The organism is Alteromonas sp. BZK5 (genome assembly GCF_014349115.1).
Taxonomy (GTDB): domain Bacteria; phylum Pseudomonadota; class Gammaproteobacteria; order Enterobacterales; family Alteromonadaceae; genus Alteromonas; species Alteromonas macleodii.
Genome location: NZ_JACSOE010000062.1, coordinates 1 through 23,309, shown reverse-complemented (window position 1 = coordinate 23,309; position 23,309 = coordinate 1). Strand labels below are relative to the sequence as shown.

Sequence of the window (23,309 nt, the reverse complement as noted above, 5' to 3'; positions counted from 1 at the left end):
AATCCGATCACTTAAGGTAAAACTGGCAGGGACGAAAAAGAAGATGAAAAAGTGATCGGATAAAACCGAAACGACCGATCGGATTCACCGAAATACGCACTGTGCTATTTACTTCTCTTACGGACATTTTTGCGGGTTTTGAGGTTCTTCCTGCAGACTTTCGAAGATTATGAATCAATACTAGTAATTGAATTTTTTACTGAGTTATGATTTTCGTTTGGTTTTAGAGCGCATTGATTAAATTTACATATCTTCAATAACTATTCTTTATTTTTAAAAGCAACCGAAGAAGCCACCGTTAAACGACAAAAAAGTAACCTTATCTCCTATATGGTGGACTAAATACACCCACGCCTTTTATACTCTTCTACCCATTCCTTGAAGCGTTTTTCATCGCGCTCTGCGGTCTTTGCGCGTCTATGTAAGGTTTTCTTAGACAATGCTTTTGGTTCTTCTTTATCAAAAGTAACTCCAGATAATGCATCTGCAAACATCTCGGGTTTTACATGACTGTAATGCTGCTCGATCATTTCTGTACTGGTTCCACATTGACGCGTAATTACGTCTATGCTGGTTCCGTTGAGAAGCTGCCACGTAATGTAAGTGTGTCGGAGAGAGTACAGCGTTCGAGGTCCTCTGGGTGACTCTTTTAATCCGGAACTTTGAAGAGCTTTCTCAAATGCCTTACCTAATTGCCTTGTGGGCTCGCCACTTGCTAGCAAAAATAGCTTTTGATTGGGTGTGCGCAATGGAAAGCGTTCTCGTAGGTTCGTTAGGGCTCCTATCACATCACGTTTGCAAACTACTTTACGCGGTCCCGTATATTTTGTTGTTTTACCCTTAGAGACATTGATGAAAAATTGAGCTTTTGAACCTTGAGTTTTAATCTCGATATCTTTCCAAGTTAGGTGTTCCATCTCCGTGCCGGGCCTAATTCCGGTATTAACTGCTATTTCACAGTAATCGTATAGTAACTCACGAATTTGACGGGTCTTTTCACTATGAGCGTTTTGCTCACCTTCATATATTTCGTTGAGGATAACATCATACTCTTCTTCAGAAAAAGCCGCACGACGTGTGCCTGTTCCACCTTTCGAAGAAAGAACAGGTACTTGAGCGGCGATCATCCATTTTTGCTCAATAGCTTCTTTAAAAACGAGCTGAAGAGCAGCATTGTGAGTTAATAATGTAGAGGAGGCTGGAGACTTCTTCATTCGTCCCTTACGCCACTCATCAAACTTAGATATTTCTTCTTGGTCAATTGAGGTGATAAACGTACGCGAAAAGTAGGGGATGTGGTAGTTTTCTAACGCTCGAATATAGTCTTTATAGGTGCGTTTACCGCCCCCGTGTTCTAGTTGCTCTTCAAGCTTTTCGATGACGCGGTCAGCTACGTCTTTGAATCGCTTACTTTGGACTAGTGTGTTATTTTCGTGTCTAATTTGGTGGTCTAAGAAGATTCGATGTGCCATGGCGATAGCTTCGTCTTTATCTTTCTTCTTAGTTGATTTACAGAGCCATTTTTTGTGATTGGTTAGTATAAATCGCGCATACCAGCGCTCACTGTTATCTTGTTTAAAGATATACAGCTCGTCGTTTATGTCGTGTCTTTCAGTCTGTTTTGCCATAGCGCCAGTAAAACAGAAAAGAGCTCTCTTTGCAAAGAATTTGCAAAGAAATTAAAAGTTGCATATTTTCAATGCTTTAGAGTGGTGATTTGCATTGAAAATCCGCGTGTCCCTGGTTCGATCCCGGGTCGAGGCACCATTATTTAAGCCCTTGCAGAGATGCAAGGGCTTTTTTGATTTCGCTTTATGCCTTTGGTGACTTTTTAATGCCCGGTTGAAGTATCTGAACCTTTTTCATACCTAACCTATTACCCGCACTAATTTCGGACTCCTCACTGTCTCCAGTAACCCATATCTCACTCGGAACTGTGTTATAGCCTTTGGTATCCCCAAAGTAGCCAAAGAAAAGGGCGCTGCTAAGCGCGTAATAAGCCTAGATGATATGGGCAGAAGTGTTATGAAAACCGTAGAAAAGCTTTCGGCAGGTAGTCGCTTGTAAGTATAGTGAGCAAATACTTACAGAATGCAATTTCTGTCCTAAAACCTGTAAAAGGATTGTTATAACTTTTCTTGTTCCAGAAAAGCTAAGGTGTTTTAATAGCATCGCTTAATAATGAGTAATGCTGCTGCAGAATGCTGTTGCTGTAGCCGATACTATGGAAAGGCTCACTATTTAGTGCGTAAAAATATAAAAATCGATACGTAAGTGGAATGGTAAGGTAAATCATTGTCGATATAATAAAAAAGACAATGGCTTATGTGCGTTAGCAAGAACAAGGTAGGCAAAGTTTTATTACTGCGTATGTTTTGTAGTACCTAACTAGAATAAAAGGCCTGCTATATTCCTTACAGATTTGAGAGCAAATATATGCTCATTCTTACGGTATGACACTAACCCGGGATTGTAACGAGTAGTTGGGGACTCTTATGAAACAGCAAACGCTTATAGCAGTATCAGCTTTAATGTTTTCTTCTTCTGTTTTAGCTAATGGTGGCTTTGAACCGAATAAGAAAGCATGCGTGAACGTCGGAAAAGAAATCACTCGTGTAAGCACTGAAATGGACGCAGCTAAGTCAGGTATTCAGAAGTCATGGCTTAAGCGTCAACTAAGCGCACTAGAAACGAAACGCAATTCTTGCAGCACACAAGGTTTTAAGCCAAACCGGCCCGAGCTAGCAAAAGTTTAATTGTTTTGTATTTCGATTTGAAAAAAGTCTTACTTCGGTAAGACTTCTTTGTTTTTACTTCGACACCGAGCCTACGCCTCGCCCTGAGTCTTAACGAGAAGACATAGAAATAGCAGAGCACATAGGCGCTGACAAAAGTCAGTTTTACCAGCATGTTCGCGCGGCTTGCGAATCGGGTTGGGACTTTAGTTCGCGCTGGCTAGCTAATCCCAATTCACTAGCAAGTATTCGTACAACTGAAATTATTCCCGTAGATTTAAATGCGCTTTTAGTAACGCTTGAACAGACTCTGGCAAGCGTGACTAAAGGTGCCGAGCAAGCGCGCTACAGTGCGGCATCTGCAGCGCGAATTAACGCAATAAACATCTTGTTAAAAAAAGGTGGCGTGGTAACCACTTCCAACATTACATCGCAACAGTGGGATGCGCCAAATGGCTGGGCACCACTTCAACTTTTCGCCGTTGAAGGGTTGCGTAATTACGGGTTTGATATGCAGGCACAAACCATTATGTTGCGTTTTTGCAAAACCATAGAAAACCACTTCGCAACAAGCGGCGTGCTGTTAGAAAAGTACAATGTATGTGACCCAGAAATAAAAGCAGGCGGCGGTGAATACGACGTTCAGCTAGGTTTCGGATGGACCAACGGCGTGTATACCCGCTTTCAGACATCCCTGAACCAGTAAACAAGCTTCGGTTAAAACAAAAACGCGCGGTACCTTAACAACGGGCCGCGCGTTTTTGATGGTGTAGATATTAATTGTCGCCTGAGCGGTTACCCATATCAATCGACATGGCAATATCATCGAGTATGTCGTTTAGCCCAGTAATTTTCTCGTTAGCAATAAATACGCTCATCTGCGACTCAACCACGATATGGTCGGAAGTCGCATCGTTTTCAAAGGTATTGTCTAACGCGTTCTGTACGCGATCGAAAAACTGTCGCGCACTTCGTTCTTCAATATTGTGCAAACATAAGATAAATTGCTCGGTACCAAATCGCCCTAAAATATCGTTACCGCGGGTAACATTTTGGAGAGTTTGTGCAATTTGTCGTAATACTAAATCACCTTTTGTTGACCCCATTTTCCGCGTTATTTCACGCAGGTTGCTAATGTCAAATATAGCAATGGCAATGGCCCGGCCTTTTTTCGGCGCATCAAGCTTGTTAATGCGGGCTATCGCCGAATTCGCATTAAGCAGCAGAGTAACGGGATCGATGGCTTTGCGCGCAAGGTGTTTTCTACGAAGTACGTAGCCAGTAATACCGCTTACCAGAAGGAAAATAACAATAGCGGTATACAGCGTGTTCTTTCGTTGCTGTTCCGCTTGTTCAATCGCAGATTCCAAATCATAAATGCGGGTATACACGTTAGCAGCACCAATAATTAAGGCCGAGTCTTGAGTAACTTCACGGCGCTTAGTTACTTCTTTAGAATAAATCTCGTGCGCTTCTTTCGCCTTAGCTAAGTCCTGCAGTGCGATATACATGGATACGTTGAAGCTAAGGTAATCCAAATTTGTACGAAAGACCGGCGGTATCGCGTCATCATTTAACGCTTCAATACCTGATATATACTGCTTAATACAGGTGAGATCGTTGTCATGTAAGCAAATCTCAGCTTTGTGCCAGTTAACAAGAAGCTCGCCAAACGAACTCGAGATGCTCGAAGACGCTTTTTCTAAATCGGGAAGGGTGTAGGTAAGTCGGTTGTAGTTTTGTGTTTTTCTATAGTAAATAGACAGTGCATACTGATACAAGAAGTTGGTTAGCGGTGTGTCTATTTCGCTATTGAGTACACCTAGTTCTAAAATGCTCTGATAAGCTTTGTCGGTTTGGCCGCTACTTAACAGCGATACAATAGCACTAATAAGAATACTTACCTTGTTACTGCCTTCATATACAAGCAAGCCCATTTCATGTGCTTTTAGATATTGCTCTGCTGCTAAGGCATGTTGCTCTAAATCGCCGTATAGTAAACCAATTGCGTTGTGAATATGCGCTAACTCACCGGGGCTGCCGTCGTTTGAATAACGCTTAAGCACACCAAACATCTTACCCAATCTTATTTCAGGTGAAGTGGTTTCTGAACAGTAGTTAATTAGGCCTAAAGAAGAACTGGTAAAGATATCGCTGTGGCGCTCGGGCGATGATAGTTCTTGGGCTTGTTGGTAGTACTTACAGCGTGCTGGGTTTTCTCTGGCGTCATAAGAAAAGCCAATTTGATAAATAGCCGATGCAAAGGCATAAGAGCTTTCATCAATATTGCTTTGCATAATAGCTTTAAGCAGCATAGTTTCAGCTTCTTCGTACTTACCACGGCAAATTAGAAACTGCCCTTTGGCTACGGTTAAAGCAAAACGTTGTTGCGAAGTAAGCGACTCTAGCGCGAGCGTGTCTTCAAGTTCAGGAAATAGAGACTGATTGGGACAGTCATAGGAAGGCGTGCGTACCTTTTCGATAACGGCATCGATACTGTCGTTTGCCAATGCGGCAAAAGAAGCTAGCGCAACGCTCAAGAAAGAGAATACTGTTAAGGATAACCTTTGAAACATGAGAAATAACGTTTTTGTTTTTTCTTCATAATATCGATTTGAACCCCGAACTACTACACGGAGCACCTAAAAGTTAGCTATTTTTTGTATCTTAATGCGTCTACTGTTTTCTAATCGTTAAGCTAGGTAAGCACGTGTAATGTATTTGCAATGCCTGCTAGTGGGCAGGCGACCTAAAACTAACCAATATAGCCACTCCAACGAGGGCAACGGCAGACCATACAATAGTTGCCTTGGTGGCACGCTCTCCAAGTACCCACGCAACCCCTAGCGACATTAATGCGCTTGTAGCAATAAGGGTTTGAACCACGGCCGCTTTTGCATAAGCAAACGCAAACATTTGTAGGTAAATAGCAGCAGTAGTGCCAAGCAGTGTAGCTAACACAAAAGCAGGCCATACACGTTTTCCGCTGTCGCTTTCATAGTTAATAACGGGCATGTAGCGCGTTTTGGTTAGGGCTATAAATGGCACCACAAAGGCCATACCGCCAACTAAGCGCAAGAACGCAGCGCTGGCAGCGTCAATTTCACCGGCACTTAAAATGTCGCGGCTAACTACGGCACCAACTGCCTGATATAACGCCGCGCCCACACCATATAAATAGCCACTGGTTGCAAACACGTGTGTAGTGCTGCGTTTGCGTACCTTTATAACCATATCTACCGAAAACAGTACTACTGCAACGCCAACCCACTGCTGCCAGGTAATCCATTCGCCAATAAAAGCCATAGCAAAAAGGGCAGTGAATAAAGGCGCAAGGGTTTCGGCGACCAACACCGCTTGGCTATCCCCAATGCTTTGTAAGGCTTTAAAAAAGCAGGTATCGCCAATGCCTATACCAATAAGCCCGCTAAGCAATAGCCACAAAACAGCATGAGTACTAAGCCCTGTTGGCTGAACCACTACTAAAACCACTGCCAAAATGGCAATAGAAATAAGCCCCTTCCAAAAGTTCATGGTAAGCGGCGAAAATGCGTTACCCGTTCTACGGAATAAACGCGCAGCAATTGCCCAACAAAGCGCTGTACCTAGCGCAGCAAAAACACCCATAAATTACCTGTTAAAACTTTGCCCAAAAACGCTGGGGCAAATAAGTAGCTTGCCAAAAAGAGCGGCTATGCTAATGCAAGGTGTGGGCGGGGTAAACTTAAATCACATCAGTAGTTTTTAACTAAATATATTGAAGCCTTAAGCAAACGTAACTGAAGGTTAAAGGCTTTCGTGGCATTATGTTGGCGGTAAAATTCGTGAGTAAGTTAGGCGCTTTTCTCAATTAAGTGGGCGTTAACCGAACTTTAAGAATAACAGTGAAGTAAAAGGACGAGAAAAGCGTGAGCGTAGAGCAGATGAACTTAACCGGCATTAAAGGTGTAATATTCGATTTAGACGGCACCTTGGTAGAGTCTAGCCTTAACTTCACACAAATGCGCGCCGACGTAGGCTGCCCACAAAACGAAGATATTCTTACCTTTGTAGATGCCCTTAGCTGCGCCGACACCAAAGCGAATGCTCACCGAGCTATATTGCAGCACGAACTTGACGATGCGCAAAATGCCAAGTGGTTACCCATTGGCAAAGCCATGGTGGAAAAGGCGCAGGCACACAAACTCCCCATGGCAATAGTTACCCGTAACTGCCGCCAAGCCACCGCAATTAAGGTAGCTAATAACGGCATACCCATTGACTACGTGCTAACCCGCGAAGATGCCCCAGCCAAGCCCGACCCAACCGCATTACTGATGGTGGCGAACACATGGCAGCTTCAACCTGAAGACTGCCTGTATGTAGGCGACTTTATTTATGACCAGCAAGCCGCCGAAAATGCTGGGATGAAGTGGTTTTTGGTTTAGAGATCAATTTTATGCCCTGAAGGTGGAGTCGGTACCTCGGGTAAGATCGTCATCAATTCTTCTTCTACAAAGCAAGGGTTTCGGATGCCCGCATATACTTTAGTATACTCTTCTTCTCTTAGCTCTTGCATGTTCATATTTTGTTCGATACTCATAGTTAATTCCTTTTCAATTAATTTCAAATAGCTAATAAGCGCAGAAAGATTAACAAGGCTACTGACATATGGATTTGCAATTGAAGACAGAAAAGAGATTCATTAAGCACTTTTTCGTGTTTGGCGCAATATTGATGTTTTTCTGTCTCATTATCTCAAATGATGCTAGAGCTCTCGGCGTTACATTAAATGGAAAAACTAAGTTCGCAGGTATTCCCGCAGGTATCATAAGAGATATCGAAGTAGTTGGTGATGCTGTTTATATTGCATCTGAAAATGGTGTGTTTAAGTACTTGGGAGGACAGTCAGAGAGGGTTAGTTACGGTTCGACTCTCAGCACCCGTGGTACGGTTTCTGATCTTTATTTTGATGGGAAAGAAACACTATGGATAGTTGAATTTGGAGTAGGGGTTTACAAGTTTAATGTGGGTACTGGCCTAGCAGAAAGTTTTCATCACGAAAGCAAGTGGCCCAAATATGCATGGAAGATAGGAGTCTTGGAACACTATGTTGTTGTCTCTTTGATAAGCGGCATTATCGTTGTAGACATTGTGACGGGTGAGCTACAAAGTTGGGCATCTAATGTTGGTGTCGGAAACGTAGAAAGAGTCTTATCGCTCTCGGTATCAAAGAGCGGTCTGGTCTTCTTAGCGTCTAAAGACGGATTAGTAATAGTTGATCCTGACAGAAAGGTCTGTGAGTTGATAGCGGTTGACAATTCCTTGACCGCTCTCTCTTCAGTTGACGCTGTCTCAGCGTATGATTCTATAGTTCATATCGGTGGTAAAGAAGGAGTTTATGCTTGGGACATGTCAACTAACGAAAAGCGATTTTATCCGTTCAAAATTCCAAGTTCATCCAGCTCTATTTCAGATGTTTATGTCTCAGAATTAGGTAGGTTATATGTCGCAGCAGGAGGCCTATTCGAAATCAAAGAAGGACGAATAATCAAACCTGACTTTATGTCACCATTGATAACTTCTGATGGAATAAAAAGCATTGTAAAAATTGCAGAATTACCGTCGGGAGAATTATTAATAGCGTCTTCTCAGCTAGGGCTTGTTTCTATTTCTCACTCACATGAAGCTATAAATCTTGTCCATCAAAATGGCCAGGTCTTTAGAAAGAACATTAAATCATTTGGCACCAGCAGTGATTTTGGGTATGCCGTAGCCACAAGAGACCAAGACTTTCTCATTGATTTGAAAACAGGGGAGGTAAAGCCATTTAGTTTTTGGGAGAATAATAGTTGTATAGATGAATTGTTGAACGAAATTAGTGCGGAATTTACAAATACAGTTTCTGGCTACGACTTCTGCAGTTCTGAGTATTCACACATCACTAGTAACTCTGTTTCCCATTCTTATGTATACCATGACTCTGGGGAGAATGCGTTTTATAACATTATTGATAGAGGTGTGATAGTCGATAAAATACCTGCCCCTCAAAACATGATAACTTCGGTTTTGACTGCCTCTGGTGAAATCGCAGGATTCGATACCAATAGTTATTTTCATATCCAAATGTCCAAATTTAACTGGAAGTCAATTTCTCCTGATGAAGGCAATTGGGTTGGACTGACTTGCTTAATTGAACTGGAGAACACTTTCTTACTCTGTACTTCAGGGCAGGGAATAAAATCTATCAACAAGCGTACAGGAGAGATAGCTTCATCTAGTCTACTCGAAGATACAGGTGCAAGATTTATTAGGGGAGCTTTGTTAAGCACAAATGATAACTTATGGTTCCTATCAAACATGGGGCTCTTTGTTGTAACGTCAGACGGTAACTTAATTTCTTTTAATGAAAATGATGGGATATTTGATACTGACTTTGAATACCGTGGAATACAAGAATTGGGAGATCGCATAATTGTCCTCGGTGACAAGTACTCATATGTGATCTCTGAGAAGAAAGCCATTCTGGCTATGAAGGCCAAAGAAAATATTAAGAGTAGAGTTGTTTTTACCCGTATCGACTGGGCTGCTAAAGATTCGAAATCTCATAAGATGCTTCAAACAACTGGGGGTCTCTCTAACCCCATAATGCTAGAAAGTGATTTTGATGCATTTGCAGTGGACTTTAGAACTAACAGTTTTTCAGAGAATGAAACTCAAAAACTAGAGTACAGAATTCTAGGAATAGACGATGAGTGGAGCGTGCATCCCCAATCACAAGCCTTTCTCACATTGTCGGATCTTAGGTCTGGAAGCTATGAGTTTCAAGCGAGGGTGATGGGAGCCGGAAACCCTATATCTACATTAGCGTTTGAAGTAAAGCCACCGATATACTTTCAAAAGTTTGCTTTTTGGATTTATCTCACTATTACTTTAAGTCTCATTATCGCATACAAGCTCAATTATCTGAGCAAGGTATGGGGCTACTTTAAAACTACTAAGCTCTACAACCATCTTACCCGCTACGAAATAACAGATGGGCAATCAAAATTTGAAAAGATGCTTCGCAGCAAAGAACGCTTCATTAACGAAATCACCCACGAACTTCGCACCCCAATTCAGCTCATCAATGGATCGTTAGAAGGCATATCCAAAACAGCTCATGCAGCGAGCAAAGAACTGATATGTGTTCAGGACAATATGAAAAGGGTCGAACAGTTGATTAATCAAATGAGTCAAGATGTCCCTAAAGCCTTGGCTGCTGCTGACTACTACAGGTCCTACTCGCCAGACAACATAAAATTCATCGTCCTATCGCTAGAGCCATTAGCCAAGCAGAAGCGGCAGAATTTAGAGTTACGTATTAAAGGGAAAAAAGAAATTTCGCTCATTAATGACAGCTTAGAGAAAATCCTGGCAAATCTAATTCAAAACGCAATTAGGTTCACTCCAGAGCTTGGCACGATAAAAGTCGTTGCTACACAAGATAGCAAAATGCTTAAAATTATCGTAAGTGACGATGGAGAAGGAATCGAAGACCATCTACAAAATAAAGTATTCGAAAGGTTTACCAAAGGGAGCGGCGAAAACGAAGGTCTTGGCATCGGTTTAGCAATGGTGAAAACCTTAGTTGAACTGAACCAGGGCGAAATTGCGTTAGAGAGTCAAAAAGGCATTGGAACTAAAGTTACCGTAACGTTACCCATTGATGATATTGAGTATGTAAATTCGCATGCTGAAAAATTGTCACCCGCAACTGCCAAATCGAACAAGAAGTCACTTTTAATAGTTGATGACAGCAGAGAGTTCCGCTCTTATCTATTTGATTTGTTTTCTAGCAAATATCGCTGTTTAGTTGCGCGAAATGGTGTGCAGGCGTTAGACGTTATGCAGCATTACCTTGTCGATCTAGTTATCACAGATCAAATGATGCACGAAATGGATGGGCTGAGTTTAATAAGAGAAATTCGCGGTAACGTCAGCTATGCCAGTATTCCCATATTGATGTTAACTGCGGAAACCGGAACTGAATTAGAAAAATCAGCGCTAGAAGAAAAAGTGGACTACTTTTTGGCAAAACCTGCATCAAAAGAGGAAGTTACTCTTAGGGTTGAGCATTTATTGTCGGTCAGAGAGGCAAAAGAGCGTGAGGAAGAGGAAAGCGAAGAGCCAGCATTTAAATTTGGATGCCTGAAAATCCCCGAATTTGATAACGAAAAGGATATGGCGTTCTTTTTGAACTTTATCGCAGTATTGGAAAAGAACTACCACAATGAATCATTCAATAGAGACCAAGCTGCCTCGCAGTTACTGATAAGTCCTAGAAGTTTGAACCGAAGAATGTCAGAGTTGTTTGAATACAACTTCAGCGAGTTTCTTTCACGCTTCAGAATCGAAAAGTCTATTCCGTTATTGTTAGAGGGAAATAGCATTCTAGATACCTGCCTAGACGTTGGCTTTGGCACCGCAGCTTATTTTTCGACGTCCTTTAAAAAGGTTATGAGCTTACCGCCCAAAAAGTTTGTGGAGCAATACAATAAAACAGTAGCGTAAAGGTAGTATCTAAAAGAACTAAATATACCTACGCCTTTCCGCCAAAAAGCCTATCAATAGAAATGATGCCACATAGCCTGCACCTTGGTACTGCCAGGGCAAGTAGGCTAGGGTGTGTTTTAGGAATGGTGCGCCGTACAAGGTTAGTGCGCCATAGCCGAAGGCACACAGCACTACAAACAAACTAACGCGAATGGTGAAATGGTAAGGTGCCAGTATGCGTTTTACATGGCCGTTAATCAGGTCGCCGTACACCACTAGAATAGTGGCCATAAGCATAATGCTCATTTCGGTGTAATAGGGGCTTAGGGCGCGAGAAAGGGCACTGAAAAGTTCACTCATAAAATTACTACTATTATGACGTTTTTACTGTGTGCCCATTATAACCACGGTAAGGTCAAAAGCGTTAGCTAACGCCCTTATTAAGTGCGCTTACTGCTTTAAAGCCTTGCTCAATAGTGGCAATGCGGTCGGTGGTCTGATCGCGCTCTACAAATTTATGTTCAATACCGGCTAATTTGCCGTGCGCGAATATCTCTTTAAAGTTAATGGTGCCTGTGCCCACATCAGCAAAACTGCCGTCTTCGGCCAAATCTTTTACATGCCAAAGTTTAAAGCGGCCTGGGTACTGCTTAAAGTAATCAATGGGATTTTTACCTGCTTTTACCGTCCAGTATAAATCCAGTTCCATGGCAACAAGGTCTGGGTCGGTCTGAGTTATAAGCACGTCTAATGGTGTCTTACCGTCGCGTACTTCAAATTCAAAATCGTGGTTGTGGTAGGCAAGAGTAATACCTTCCTTCTTACACGCTTCACCAATGGTATTTAGCTTATCGGCAAGGGCTTGGTATGGCGCAATGCCCGTACCACGTTGGGCTTCGCTAAGCCAAGGAACTACCAAGTACTTGTGACCAACGGTTTGTGCGTCATCTAAAGTTTGTGACAGGTTAGTATCGAACGCGTCTAACTGAATATGAGCCGAAGGCGCAGTAAGACCATTGTCATCAAGCAGTTGCTTAATTTCCTTTGCGCTGTGGTCAAAGTAGCCTGCAAATTCCATTTCCGAATAACCAACATCTGCAACCAGTTTAAGCGTAGCCGGCACACTTACTTTCATAATATCTCTAAGCGTGTAAAGCTGCAGACCAACAGCACTTTTGTGCATGCCCTTCATCATGGCTCCTTTATCACTACCATGCCCGTGCGCCAAAACAGCAGGAGCGCTCATAGCCGCCAGTAAACCAGATGAATATTTAATGAACTGTCGTCTTGAAACGCCAGAGCCAACATTACTGGCCGCGTCTAAAATTGCTGTCTTACTTAAGTTTGTTTTACTTAAATTCACTGCTTGCTCCTTTTCTGTAGTGGTACATAGGTGATGACGCATCGCTATCATCAATTAACCCAAAGCTTTGCCCGTGCTCTCTCGCACAATAAGTTCAAACGGCATAATAACTTTGGGGGCCTTGCGAATTTTTCCGTTAAGAAGGTCCACCAGTAGCGTAACCGCCGTTCTACCAAATTCTTCTGCAGGTTGGGCAATAGTGGTTAGCGGTGGATCCACAAATGCTGAAAACGCAATGTCATCGAAACCTGCCACCGATATGTCATTAGGAACATGTAGGTTGGCTTGCTTGAAGGCTTGCATGGCACCAATAGCCGTTTCGTCGTTCTCACAAAATACGGCGGTGGGTCTACTTTCAAGGTGACTAATGGTTTCCCCTGCGTTGTATCCGGCCTGTAATGTAAAATCCCCCGGGAACAACAAGCTCTCATCAAAGGCAATATTGGCTTGCGCTAATGCGTCTTTATATCCAACCAAGCGTTCTTGGGTAAGCGGACTTGAATTAGGTCCTTTGATCATGGCTATACGGGTATGACCTAATGAAATTAAGTGCTCGGTCATTGCTTTGGCTGCAGCACGGTTGTCTAACGACACAACAGGATATTGGCCATCGTCAATCACCTCACAGGCATTCACCATGGGAAGCAGGCCATTGTCGTTGATCATCGTGGCATCAAATGGGTTGTGCGCACGTAACTGTATAAGCCCATCAGCCTGAGAAGTACTTACCATCTTGGCGTAATGGCTTTCTATTTCACTATTACCAAGCGTATTGGCAAGTAAAATGGAATAGCCCAGTTCGGCTGCCGCTTCCTGCATACCGCTAATAACACGGGCAAAAAATACGTTCGCTACCGTAGGCACCAGTACCACTAAATTATGCGTTTTTCCCGAGCGAAACTTAACTGCCATTAAGTTAGGTTTATATCCAACTGCCTGAACAGCGGCCATCACCTTATTGCGCGTTTTAGGAGAAACACGCTCAGGTTGTTGCAATGTTCTTGATACGGTAGCGACCGACACGCCGGCACTATCTGCTACATCTCTAATATTTGCCATTTACGTTATTGTTGTTTGTTAATTCACTCGCGCATTGTAAACCTAACCCAGTAGAGGTGTGGTCTATACGATGGTAGCGAATTCAAAATTTACGTGAAATTAATATGTAACCGTTTTCATTTTAAGCAAAAGAATACGCACTTTCATTAAAACGTCAAAGGTTATTTGTAGGATTTATGTAAATTTGAGCTAGTGTTATGTTCAAATTTGGTGCAGGAATAGGCGGTTAAAGGTAGTAGAGCCCCGGTATTACCTCGCCATTTGTAAACTTTAGATTAATAAAATGCTGTTTTTTGTATTGACCATTAAAATGTAACGGGTTACATTTTGTGGCATTAGTAACACCAATAGTGCGTTTGCACACAGAGGAATTTCAATGCAACCAATTCGAATGGGAATGATCGGGGGCGGGGAAGGCGCGTTTATCGGTGCCGTGCATCGTCATGCCGCAGGGTTAGATGGGAACTACCAGTTGGTGTGTGGCGCATTTAGCCGCAACGAAGAAAATAATACGCGTACTGCTTCTGCATTGAACGTATCAACATCGCGTACATACGGTAGCTGGCAGTCAATGTTAGAAGAAGAAGCCAAATTATCTGAGCAGCAGCGCATGCAGGTTGTGGTTATCGTAACGCCTAATCATCTTCACGTACCTATTTCACTTGCCGCAATTAAGGCGGGCTTTCATGTCTTCTGTGAAAAACCAGCAGGCGTAAGTTTTGCCGAAGTAAAAGAGCTTCAAGATGTTATTCACGCCAGTGAATCGCTATACGGCTTGGCTCATACCTACCTTGGTTATCCTATGGTTTGGCAAGCACGTCATCTCGTTGAAAGCGGTAAGCTGGGCAAAATTCGAAAAGTGTATGTTGAGTATCCGCAAGGCTGGTTGTCTGGCGAAGAAGAAACGCACAATAAGCAAGCGCAGTGGCGTACCGACCCAGCAATTTCTGGCGCAACGGGCGCAATGGGCGACATCGGCACTCATGCGTTTGGACTTGTTGAGTTTGTATTAAACGACAGTGTTACCTTGCTATGTGGCGAGTTAAACACGCATGTTGAAGGACGCCGATTAGATGACGACGGCGCCGCGCTTATTAAAACTAAGAAGGGAGCGTCGGGCGTGTTGATTGCTTCACAGGTTTGTGCTGGTGAAGAAAACGCGTTGAAGATCCGTGTCTACGGTGACAAGGGCGGTTTAGAGTGGCGTCAAATGGAGCCAAACTCCGTTATCTATCGCCCTGTTGATGCCCCTTATCAAGTGTTTAGAGCCGGCCAGGGTCAAGTTGGGTTATGTGATGCTGCATCTGCACGTTGTCGTGTTCCAGCTGGCCACCCAGAGGGCTACTTAGAAGCAATGGCAAATTTGTATACCGATTTTGCTAAAGCGGTACGCGCGAATCAAAAAGGCAAAGCTGATGGCGTTCCAGGAATAAATTCAGGCATACGCGGAATGGTATTTATCGATGCCATGCTTGCTAGTACCGACAGCGACACCAAATGGGAGTCGGTCAGTCAGGAAGGAACGCAGTAATGCAATTAAAACATACAATGAAAAAGGTGAGCGCTTATGGCTACTAATCAACAACCTATAAAAGGGCCGGCTATCTTCCTTGCTCAGTTCATGGGAAAAGAAGCGCCGTTCGATACGCTCGAAAATATGGCGAAGTGGGCAGCGTCGCTTGGTTACAAGGGAATACAGGTACCTACCGATCCTAGTCTGTTTGATTTAGAAAAAGCAGCTGAGAGCCAAGAGTATTGCGACAACATCGCTAAAATTTGCAAAGACGCTGGCGTAGAAATTACTGAACTATCGACGCACTTACAAGGTCAGCTAGTGGCGGTTCATCCCGCTTACGACGAGTTATTCGATAACTTTGCGCCGGCGCATTTACACGGCAAGCCACAAGAGCGAACCGAATGGGCAATTAATCAGCTTAAATGTGCGGCTATTGCCAGTAAGCGCTTGGGGTTGAAAGCTCACGCTACCTTTTCTGGTGCGTTATTGTGGCACTTGGTTTATCCGTGGCCTCAGCGTCCTGCTGGCTTGGTCGAGCAAGGCTTTGCTGAATTAGTCAAGCGTTGGAAACCCATTCTCGATGCATTCGACGATGCGGGTGTTGACGTATGCTACGAAATTCACCCCGGGGAAGACTTGCACGATGGCGCTTCGTTCGAACAGTTTTTAAAAGCGGTAGATAACCACCCACGAGCAAATATTCTTTTCGATCCAAGTCACTTTGTTTTACAGCAGCTTGACTACCTTGACTTCATTGACCGCTACCACAGCCGGATCAAAATGTTTCACGTTAAAGACGCCGAATTCAATCCGAACGGTAGAAACGGTGTGTACGGCGGCTATCAAGACTGGCAAGACCGCGCGGGACGTTTTCGTTCCCTTGGCGACGGCCAAGTCGACTTCAAAGGTATTTTCAGCAAGCTTACCCAGTATGGCTTCACAGGTTGGGCGGTACTAGAGTGGGAATGCTGCCTAAAAGACAGTGCGCAAGGCGCGGCAGAAGGCGCACCGTTTATCGCTTCACACATTATCGAGCCAAGCAAATATGCGTTTGACGACTTTGCTGGTGGAGACGTAAGCGAAGCGAAGAATAATCGTATTTTAGGCCTTGAGCGCTAAGCGCCATCAATAGGATAACAATAACTATGATAACCCTACGCCTTAGTTTGATGATGTTCCTTCAGTTCTTCATTTGGGGAGGCTGGTTTGTAACATTAGGCACGTATCTATCGAATACCCTGTCTGCCAATGGTGGGCAAATCGGTATGGCTTTCTCAACCCAGAGTTGGGGCGCCATCATTGCCCCCTTTATTGTGGGCCTTATTGCTGACCGATTCTTTAATGCAGAAAAGATCCTCGGCTTATTACATATTGTTGGCGCCGTGCTTATGTACTTTATGTACCAAGCGAATGATTTCGCCAGCTTTTACCCTTATGTGTTGGCATACATGATTGCATACATGCCCACGCTTGCTTTGGTTAACTCAGTGTCATTCGGACAAATGGTCGACCCGTCAAAAGAGTTCGGAAAAGTTCGTGTGTGGGGCACTATCGGCTGGATTGTGGCAGGCCTTATGATTAGCTATGTCTTCTCATGGGATTCTGCACAGTCTATTGCCGATGGTATGCTCAAAAACACGTTCTTATTGTGCAGCGTTGCCTCGCTAATGTTGGGCGTATTCAGTTTTACACTGCCAAACACGCCACCTCAATCTAGCGGTAAAGCGGTAACTATTCGCGACATTCTTGGCTTGGACGCGTTGGCACTGTTAAAAGACAAAAACTTCTTTGTATTCTTTCTTTCATCTGTACTTATTTGTATTCCGCTGGCGTTTTACTACCAGAATGCAAACCCTTTCCTTACTGAAATAGGCGTTGAAAATGCAACGGGCAAAATGACACTAGGTCAAGTTTCCGAAGTGTTGTTCATGTTGGCTCTGCCAGTATTTTTGAACCGTTTCGGCATTAAAGCCACGTTAGTGATAGGTATGGCGGCGTGGGTAGTACGTTATGCACTGTTCGCATTCGGAAACGCTGACGAAGGTTTGTTCATGCTTATTGTTGGTATTGCACTGCACGGTATTTGTTACGACTTCTTCTTTGTATCAGGGCAAATCTATACCAATGCAAAGGCGGGAGAAAACGTAAAAAGTGCAGCGCAGGGGCTAATTACCTTAGCGACATATGGCGTAGGTATGCTGGTGGGCTTTGCAGTGGCAGGCGCAATTACCGACACCTACACGATGGAAACCGGTGCGCATAGTTGGCAGCAGGTCTGGTTATTCCCAGCAGGGTTTGCCGCGGTTGTGTTAGTGCTATTCGCCATTCTGTTCAGAAAGGAAAAGGTGAACGCAGATGCATAACATTACCCGCAGAAAATTACTTCAAAGTATGGCTATGACAGGGGCAGGCATTGCCGGAACAGGGTTAGCAGCAGCTGGTTTAGCCACTGCGATGCCTGCTATAGCGAGTATAAACGGCACGAAAGGTAGCAACACCATGAATACGCCGCTTAAAGGAAATGTAAACCATTCGGTAAGCCGATGGACCTACGGCGATTTAAGCATTGAAGAGTTGTGCCAAACCGTTAAGCAATTAGGATTTGGAGCCATTGACTTGGTAGGTCCTGAAGATTGGCCTGTGCTAAAGCAGTACGGCATCGACTCTTCTATGTGTAACGGCGCCGAGATAAGTCTTGAAGACGGCTTCATTCACAGTGAGCTCCACGACGAACTAGAAGCGCGTTATATAAAGCACATCGATTTGGTCGCTGATGCAGGTTATACAAACCTTATCTGCTTTAGCGGCAATGCCCGAGGCATGTCACGAGAAGATGGACTGGAAAATGCGGTTAAAGGGTTAAAACGCATTTTACCTCATGCTGAAAAACGCAACGTAGTGATTTTCATGGAGCTGTTTAACAGCAAAGTCGACCACCCTGATTACATGGCCGACAATTCTGCATGGGCGATAGAACTTTGCAAACGCCTAGGTTCTAAGCACTTCTCACTGCTTTACGATATCTACCACATGCAAATTAATGAGGGAGATATCATCCGAACTATTCGAGATAACTATCAGTACTTTGGCCATTACCATACGGCCGGCGTACCTGGGCGTCACGAAATAGATGCTTCACAAGAACTCAATTACGAAGCAATTGCTAAAGCCATTGTCGAGACCGGATTTAAAGGCTACTTAGCACAAGAGTTTATACCCACACCGAAAACCAAAGCCAACAGAATAGCGTCGCTACAACAAGCGATCCATATCTGTGATGTGTAACGTGCGAACAGGCACAGCGACGAATTAAGTTTTAAGGACGTGTTATGGCGAGTAACGAATATGATGCAATAGTTATTGGATCTGGTATCAGTGGCGGTTGGGCTGCTAAGGAGCTAACTGAGAAGGGCCTAAAAGTGCTCATGTTAGAACGTGGCCAAAATATCGAGCACATTAAAGATTATAAAAATGCGCACAAAGAAGATTGGGATTTTCCTCACCGAGACTTGCCTACTCAAGCAATGAAAGTGGATTATCCCGTGCTTAAGCGCGACTACCCGCTAAATGAAAAAACGTACGGTATGTGGGCAAATGAAAAAGAAAACCCTTATACCGAAGACAAGCGCTTCGACTGGTACAGAGGTTACCACGTAGGTGGACGCTCACTGTTGTGGGGACGCCAAAGCTACCGTTTGAACAAAGAAGATTTCGAAGCCAATGCTAAAGAAGGCATTGCAGTCGACTGGCCTATTCGCTACGACGATTTGGCACCATGGTATGACTACGTAGAAAAATTCGCGGGTATCAGTGGTAATCGCGACGGCTTGGATGTATTGCCAGATGGTGTTTACCAGCCGCCAATGCCAATGAACATTGTAGAGGAAAGTGTCGCGGCGCGGGTGAAAAAGGCCTATGAAGGCGCGCGGCACATGGTGCATGGCCGCACTTCAAACATGACACAAAGCAAGCCCGAAGAAGGGCGTGTTCATTGCCAATACCGCAATAAGTGCTGGTTGGGTTGTCCTTTCGGTGGCTACTTCAGTACACAGGCATCTACGCTTCCAGCTGCGGTTAAAACAGGTAACTTAACCCTTCGACCTTTTTCGATAGTAAAAGAGATCTTGTTCGACAAAGACAAGAAACGCGCGACTGGCGTTGAAATTATCGATGCTGAAACCAACGAGACCTATGCATTTAAAAGCAAGATCATCTTTGTAAATGCGTCAGCACTTAACTCGGCGTGGGTACTGATGAATTCTGCCACAGACGTATGGGACGGTGGCTTAGGAAGCAGCAGCGGCGAGTTGGGTCACAACGTTATGGATCACCACTTTAGAGTAGGTGCCTCGGCAGACGTAGAAGGCTTTGACGACAAATATACCTACGGTCGCAGACCGAGTGGCTTCTATGTGCCAAGGTTTAGAAACTGGGGAAGTGATAAGCGAGATTACTTGCGTGGATTTGGTTATCAAGGTGGTGCAAGCCGCTCAGGTTGGCGCAAAGACATAGCTGAACTTGGTATAGGTGCTGGGCTTAAAGATGCGATAACCGAGCCTGGTCCTTGGACAATAGGCATGACAGCCTTCGGTGAAATTCTTCCGTATCACGAAAACAAAGTGTACTTGAATAAAAAAGTCACCGACAAATGGGGCTTACCAGTACTCGCAATGGATGTAGAGATTAAAGAAAACGAGCTTAAGATGCGTAAGGACATGCAGCAAGACGCTATTGAGATGTTTGAAGCGGCTGGCCTTAAAAATGTTCAAGGCTGGGATGCAGACTACGCACCTGGTATGGGCATTCATGAAATGGGTACGGCGCGTATGGGAAGAGATCCTAAAAGCTCTGTGCTTAACGCGCATAACCAAGTATGGGATGCACCGAACGTATTCGTGACCGATGGTGCGGCAATGACATCGGCCAGCTGTGTTAACCCTTCACTGACCTATATGGCATTAACGGCGAGAGCCGCAGACTTTGCCGTAGAAGAGTTAAAGCGAGGAAATCTATAATGGAACGCAGAGAACTACTTAAACTCATAGCAACTGCTACAGGCACAGCATTGTTCGCAGGTAATGTACTTGCCTACACAGATGTGCCCGCTGTACCGCTTAGCGACACATTATTTAATGAAAAAGATGTGGCTTTGCTGAATGAAATGGGTGAGGTGATCATTCCTCAAACTGACACGCCTGGAGCAAAAGCGGCCAACGTTGGCGCGACAATGGCTGTGTTGATAACCGATTGCTACACACCTTTGCTTCAGAAAACCTTTCTTGATGGCATTAAGAAAATATCTTCGTTATGTCAAAGTCGTTTCAACAAGCAATTTGTTCAGCTTACCAAGCAAGAACGAGAGGCTTTATTTAACGACCTAGATGTAGAAGCGAAAGCGGCGAATCTTGCTAACGGTGTTTATCAAGGTGTTGAAACAGGAAAGCCAAGTCAGTGGGAGCCAGGCACCGATGAGCCAACCCCTCACTACTTTACGTTATTAAAACAGCTAACACTTTATTGCTTTTTCACGTCTCAAGTTGGCGCGACTAAGGTACTTCGATATGTGGCTATTCCTGGACGTTACGACGGTGCATTCCCTTATAAAAAGGGCGACAAAGCGTGGGCAACCTAAACCTGCGCTATCGAGCAGCCAAACACAACACAGTTATACAACGGATAAAACAAGGTACTGACACTATGAATAAAACACTCGTCGCTTCAACTGTCGCTTTGCTTATGCCACTTTCTGCATGCGCAACGACAGATGCAGATACTGAGAAAAGCGAATCGCGGTTAACCCGCGAACAACAGACCTCTAAAACGGAAGTTTGGGAACCTGTTCCTGAAGTGGTTTCTTTTGATAAGGCAGGCGTGCCCTCTGATGCCATCTCTTTAATTGGTGATGACCTATCTAACTGGACTTCAGTAAAGGAAGGTGATGCTAAGTGGACGCTGGAAAACGGTGTTCTAACAGTGAAGCCAGGAACAGGCGATATCAAAACAAAAGCAGAGTTCTGTGATGTTCAGTTGCACGTAGAGTGGAAAGCGCCACAGCCAGAAGCAGGTATGGAAGGACAACAGCGCAATAACAGTGGTATCTTCCTGCAGCAGCGATATGAAATTCAGGTCTTGGACTCATATCAGAATAAGACCTATCCCAATGGACAAGCGGCAAGCGTATATAAGCAAACTATTCCTTTAGTTAACGCTATGAAGGCGCCTGGCGAATGGCAAACTTACGACATCATATATAAAGCGCCTACCTTTAACGGTGAAGCGCTAGCAACGAAAGGTTATGTTACGGTAATACATAACGGCGTAGTGGTTCAGAATCATACTGAAATTCAAGGGACAACAGAATGGATCGGTGCACCTAAGTACAAAGCTCACGGATGCGCACCGCTTCAATTACAAGATCACGGCAACTTAGTAAGCTTTAAGAATATGTGGGTAAGACCACTTTAAAAAGCTAGCCGATAGATATCTTCAATCTCTTCAATACTCAATTGCTTGGGATTATTGCGAAGAAGGCGAGTTACTTTACTCGCCTCTTCTGCTAACTCCCCTACACAAGAAGGTGGAATATTAAAGTGGGTGAGTGAAGCGGGAATGCCTACGTCGCGACACAGTTTTTCTATAGCAACTAATAACAGTTTAATTGCTTCCTCTTTTGAGTGGTGGCGCTCACATACCTTTAAAAGCTTAGCCACACAATAAAGTTTGTCTTGGCAGAACGGCGCATTTACTTTCAATACATGAGGTAGCATTACCGCGTTACTCATGCCATGTGACAGATGAAACCGTCCCCCTAGTGGATAAGCTAAGGCATGTACTGCCCCCACGCCCGCGTTTCCAAACGCAAGACCGGCCATTAAACTGCCGGTGGCCATATCTTCACGTGCTGATAAGTTCTCACCGTTATTATAAGCGTGAAGTAATGAATTAAAGATAAGCTTCAGTGCTTTCTCTGCTAATGCGTCGGTAATTGGGCTGGCATTTACACTTATATAAGCTTCAAGCGCGTGAACGAATGCGTCTATACCGCTCGCTGCTGTAATGGACGGGGGGCAGGTTTTTGTCATTTCAGGTGCAACGATCGCAACATCGGGTAGCAAGCAGTGGCTAACAATTCCTTTTTTCATCTGTTCTATCGGATCTGACAAGATAGCAATATTGGTAACTTCTGAACCTGTACCGGCAGTAGTGGGGATAACAATAAGAGGCAAACGTCGTTTTGAAAGCGTATTTTCACCGAAGAGTTCACTGAGGGAGCCAGTATGATCGTATGTAGCTGCAAGTACTTTTGCACTATCAATAGCGCTACCTCCGCCAAGAGCGATAATCCCGTCTACTTGCTTCTCACGAAGTATCGCTAACTTATCTTCTATGATATTCACTTCAGGCTCAGGTGGAATGTCATCAATAATAAGTAAGGGTGAAGAGGGTAATAGTGTGAGTAGTTGCTCAAGAAGACCAGATGAAGAAACGCCCTTGTCAGTAACGATGGCACATTCCTTTATGGATAATCTCGCCATTTCATCCGTGAGGGCTTTAATAGCGCCAAGACCCGTTATGAGTTTTCCAGCGGTTTTAAATTCAGAAACCTTCATGCAAACCCCTCAATAATCCACGTACACGTTCAAATACTGTTCTATTAATTTATAGTACACAGCGTGACTTACCAATTAACTAACCTTATAGATCGTGAAAAGCACGGTGAATTAGTGGTTTTTATGAACGTATTGCGCATTGTTTATGCAAACGATCGAAAAATAAGGATTTTTTTAAAATACTTGTTGACGTGAGCGCTCATTTCCCTAAAATGCGCATCCGCTTCGGGGGAAAAGCAAAACAGCAAGCCTCCTGAAGTAAGTCTCTACTACCTTTATAGGCCAGTAAAGACGGGAGTTTAGAAGAAGCGCTTCAGAAAATAAATTTTCAAAAAGTGTTGACAACAAAAACTTCCAGCGTATAATGCGCACCTCACTCGAACAGGGTGGGTCACTAAGAAGCAATGGCTTCTAGTGAATGTTCTTTAAAAATTTAGACAAGACAATCTGTGTGGGCACTCGTTAAGAGTGTCACAACGACGATTCATATTTCGATATATTTAATTGAAGAG

General features: G+C 44.0%; 18 protein-coding genes and 1 pseudogene. 11 read left to right on the top strand and 8 right to left on the bottom strand.

Translation table 11 applies throughout. From position 1 onward, the window contains the following. Positions 1 to 338: 338 nt before the first annotated feature. Positions 339 to 1,628, bottom strand: coding sequence for a tyrosine-type recombinase/integrase (locus BIZ39_RS15875; protein ID WP_014978046.1), 1,290 nt, complete (start codon positions 1,626 to 1,628; stop codon positions 339 to 341). 867 nt (positions 1,629 to 2,495) lie between these two features. On the opposite strand from BIZ39_RS15875, the gene BIZ39_RS15870 reads away from it, so the two are divergent. Continuing rightward, a complete protein-coding gene (locus BIZ39_RS15870; RefSeq protein ID WP_061094013.1) occupies positions 2,496 to 2,756 on the top strand; it encodes a hypothetical protein in 261 nt (86 codons plus the stop codon). Between the two features lie 55 nt (positions 2,757 to 2,811). Then, positions 2,812 to 3,441: pseudogene (locus BIZ39_RS22540) on the top strand (trehalase family glycosidase); the annotation flags it as partial. A 70-nt stretch (positions 3,442 to 3,511) separates the two neighbouring features. On the opposite strand, the gene BIZ39_RS15860 reads toward BIZ39_RS22540, so the two are convergent. Then, positions 3,512 to 5,311: a GGDEF domain-containing protein gene (locus BIZ39_RS15860; protein ID WP_168463281.1), complete on the bottom strand. Its 1,800-nt coding sequence runs from the start codon at positions 5,309 to 5,311 to the stop codon at positions 3,512 to 3,514. A gap of 157 nt (positions 5,312 to 5,468) precedes the next feature. Further along, a complete protein-coding gene (locus tag BIZ39_RS15855) occupies positions 5,469 to 6,362 on the bottom strand; it encodes a DMT family transporter (RefSeq protein ID WP_187447426.1) in 894 nt (297 codons plus the stop codon). Positions 6,363 to 6,643: 281 nt separating this feature from the next. Here BIZ39_RS15855 and BIZ39_RS15850 point away from each other — a divergent pair, with 281 nt between their 5' ends. Beyond that, complete coding sequence (locus BIZ39_RS15850) at positions 6,644 to 7,162, top strand: HAD family hydrolase (protein ID WP_168534082.1); 519 nt, start codon at positions 6,644 to 6,646, stop codon at positions 7,160 to 7,162. Here the strand turns inward: BIZ39_RS15850 and BIZ39_RS15845 are convergent. Further along, a complete protein-coding gene (locus BIZ39_RS15845; RefSeq protein ID WP_168534084.1) occupies positions 7,159 to 7,317 on the bottom strand; it encodes a hypothetical protein in 159 nt (52 codons plus the stop codon). The genes BIZ39_RS15850 and BIZ39_RS15845 overlap by 4 nt on opposite strands. A 68-nt stretch (positions 7,318 to 7,385) precedes the next feature. On the opposite strand from BIZ39_RS15845, the gene BIZ39_RS15840 reads away from it, so the two are divergent. Beyond that, the gene (locus BIZ39_RS15840; RefSeq protein ID WP_168534086.1) at positions 7,386 to 11,267 is read left to right on the top strand and encodes an ATP-binding protein; all 3,882 of its coding nucleotides are present in this window, start codon (positions 7,386 to 7,388) and stop codon (positions 11,265 to 11,267) included. 18 nt (positions 11,268 to 11,285) lie between these two features. Here BIZ39_RS15840 and BIZ39_RS15835 read toward each other — a convergent pair whose 3' ends face one another. From BIZ39_RS15835 to BIZ39_RS15825, 3 genes are all read right to left on the bottom strand, one after another. Beyond that, positions 11,286 to 11,609, bottom strand: a complete 324-nt coding sequence (locus tag BIZ39_RS15835; protein WP_014947959.1) for a DUF3392 family protein — start codon at positions 11,607 to 11,609, stop codon at positions 11,286 to 11,288. A 64-nt stretch (positions 11,610 to 11,673) separates the two neighbouring features. Then, positions 11,674 to 12,612 carry a sugar phosphate isomerase/epimerase family protein gene (locus BIZ39_RS15830; protein ID WP_168534088.1) on the bottom strand — a complete coding sequence of 313 codons (939 nt, stop codon included), beginning with the start codon at positions 12,610 to 12,612 and terminating at the stop codon, positions 11,674 to 11,676. 54 nt (positions 12,613 to 12,666) lie between these two features. After that, entirely contained in the window at positions 12,667 to 13,671 is a 1,005-nt protein-coding gene (locus BIZ39_RS15825) for a LacI family DNA-binding transcriptional regulator (protein WP_012516940.1), read from the bottom strand. Positions 13,672 to 14,047: 376 nt separating this feature from the next. On the opposite strand from BIZ39_RS15825, the gene BIZ39_RS15820 reads away from it, so the two are divergent. The 7 genes from BIZ39_RS15820 to BIZ39_RS15790 all read left to right on the top strand — a co-directional run bounded on the left by BIZ39_RS15820 (position 14,048) and on the right by BIZ39_RS15790 (position 21,652). Continuing rightward, the gene (locus BIZ39_RS15820) at positions 14,048 to 15,202 is read left to right on the top strand and encodes a Gfo/Idh/MocA family protein (RefSeq protein WP_168534090.1); all 1,155 of its coding nucleotides are present in this window, start codon (positions 14,048 to 14,050) and stop codon (positions 15,200 to 15,202) included. A 36-nt stretch (positions 15,203 to 15,238) separates the two neighbouring features. Continuing rightward, complete coding sequence (locus tag BIZ39_RS15815) at positions 15,239 to 16,306, top strand: sugar phosphate isomerase/epimerase family protein (RefSeq protein WP_168534092.1); 1,068 nt, start codon at positions 15,239 to 15,241, stop codon at positions 16,304 to 16,306. 26 nt (positions 16,307 to 16,332) lie between these two features. Further along, positions 16,333 to 17,550, top strand: a complete 1,218-nt coding sequence (locus BIZ39_RS15810) for a nucleoside permease (protein WP_014978076.1) — start codon at positions 16,333 to 16,335, stop codon at positions 17,548 to 17,550. Then, entirely contained in the window at positions 17,543 to 18,472 is a 930-nt protein-coding gene (locus tag BIZ39_RS15805; protein WP_168534095.1) for a hydroxypyruvate isomerase family protein, read from the top strand. The genes BIZ39_RS15810 and BIZ39_RS15805 overlap by 8 nt, the downstream gene beginning before the upstream one ends. A 44-nt stretch (positions 18,473 to 18,516) precedes the next feature. Further along, on the top strand, positions 18,517 to 20,202 hold the full coding sequence (locus tag BIZ39_RS15800) for a GMC oxidoreductase (protein WP_168534097.1): 1,686 nt from the start codon (positions 18,517 to 18,519) through the stop codon (positions 20,200 to 20,202). Then, positions 20,202 to 20,819 (top strand): gluconate 2-dehydrogenase subunit 3 family protein, encoded by a 618-nt coding sequence (locus tag BIZ39_RS15795; RefSeq protein ID WP_131138197.1) that lies wholly within the window; start codon positions 20,202 to 20,204, stop codon positions 20,817 to 20,819. Before BIZ39_RS15800 ends, BIZ39_RS15795 begins: the two co-directional genes overlap by 1 nt. 65 nt (positions 20,820 to 20,884) lie before the next feature. After that, positions 20,885 to 21,652, top strand: a complete 768-nt coding sequence (locus BIZ39_RS15790; protein WP_187447425.1) for a DUF1080 domain-containing protein — start codon at positions 20,885 to 20,887, stop codon at positions 21,650 to 21,652. Here the strand turns inward: BIZ39_RS15790 and BIZ39_RS15785 are convergent. Then, the gene (locus BIZ39_RS15785; protein WP_168463295.1) at positions 21,649 to 22,797 is read right to left on the bottom strand and encodes an iron-containing alcohol dehydrogenase; all 1,149 of its coding nucleotides are present in this window, start codon (positions 22,795 to 22,797) and stop codon (positions 21,649 to 21,651) included. The two genes, BIZ39_RS15790 and BIZ39_RS15785, sit on opposite strands and share 4 nt — an antisense overlap. Positions 22,798 to 23,309: the final 512 nt, after the last annotated feature.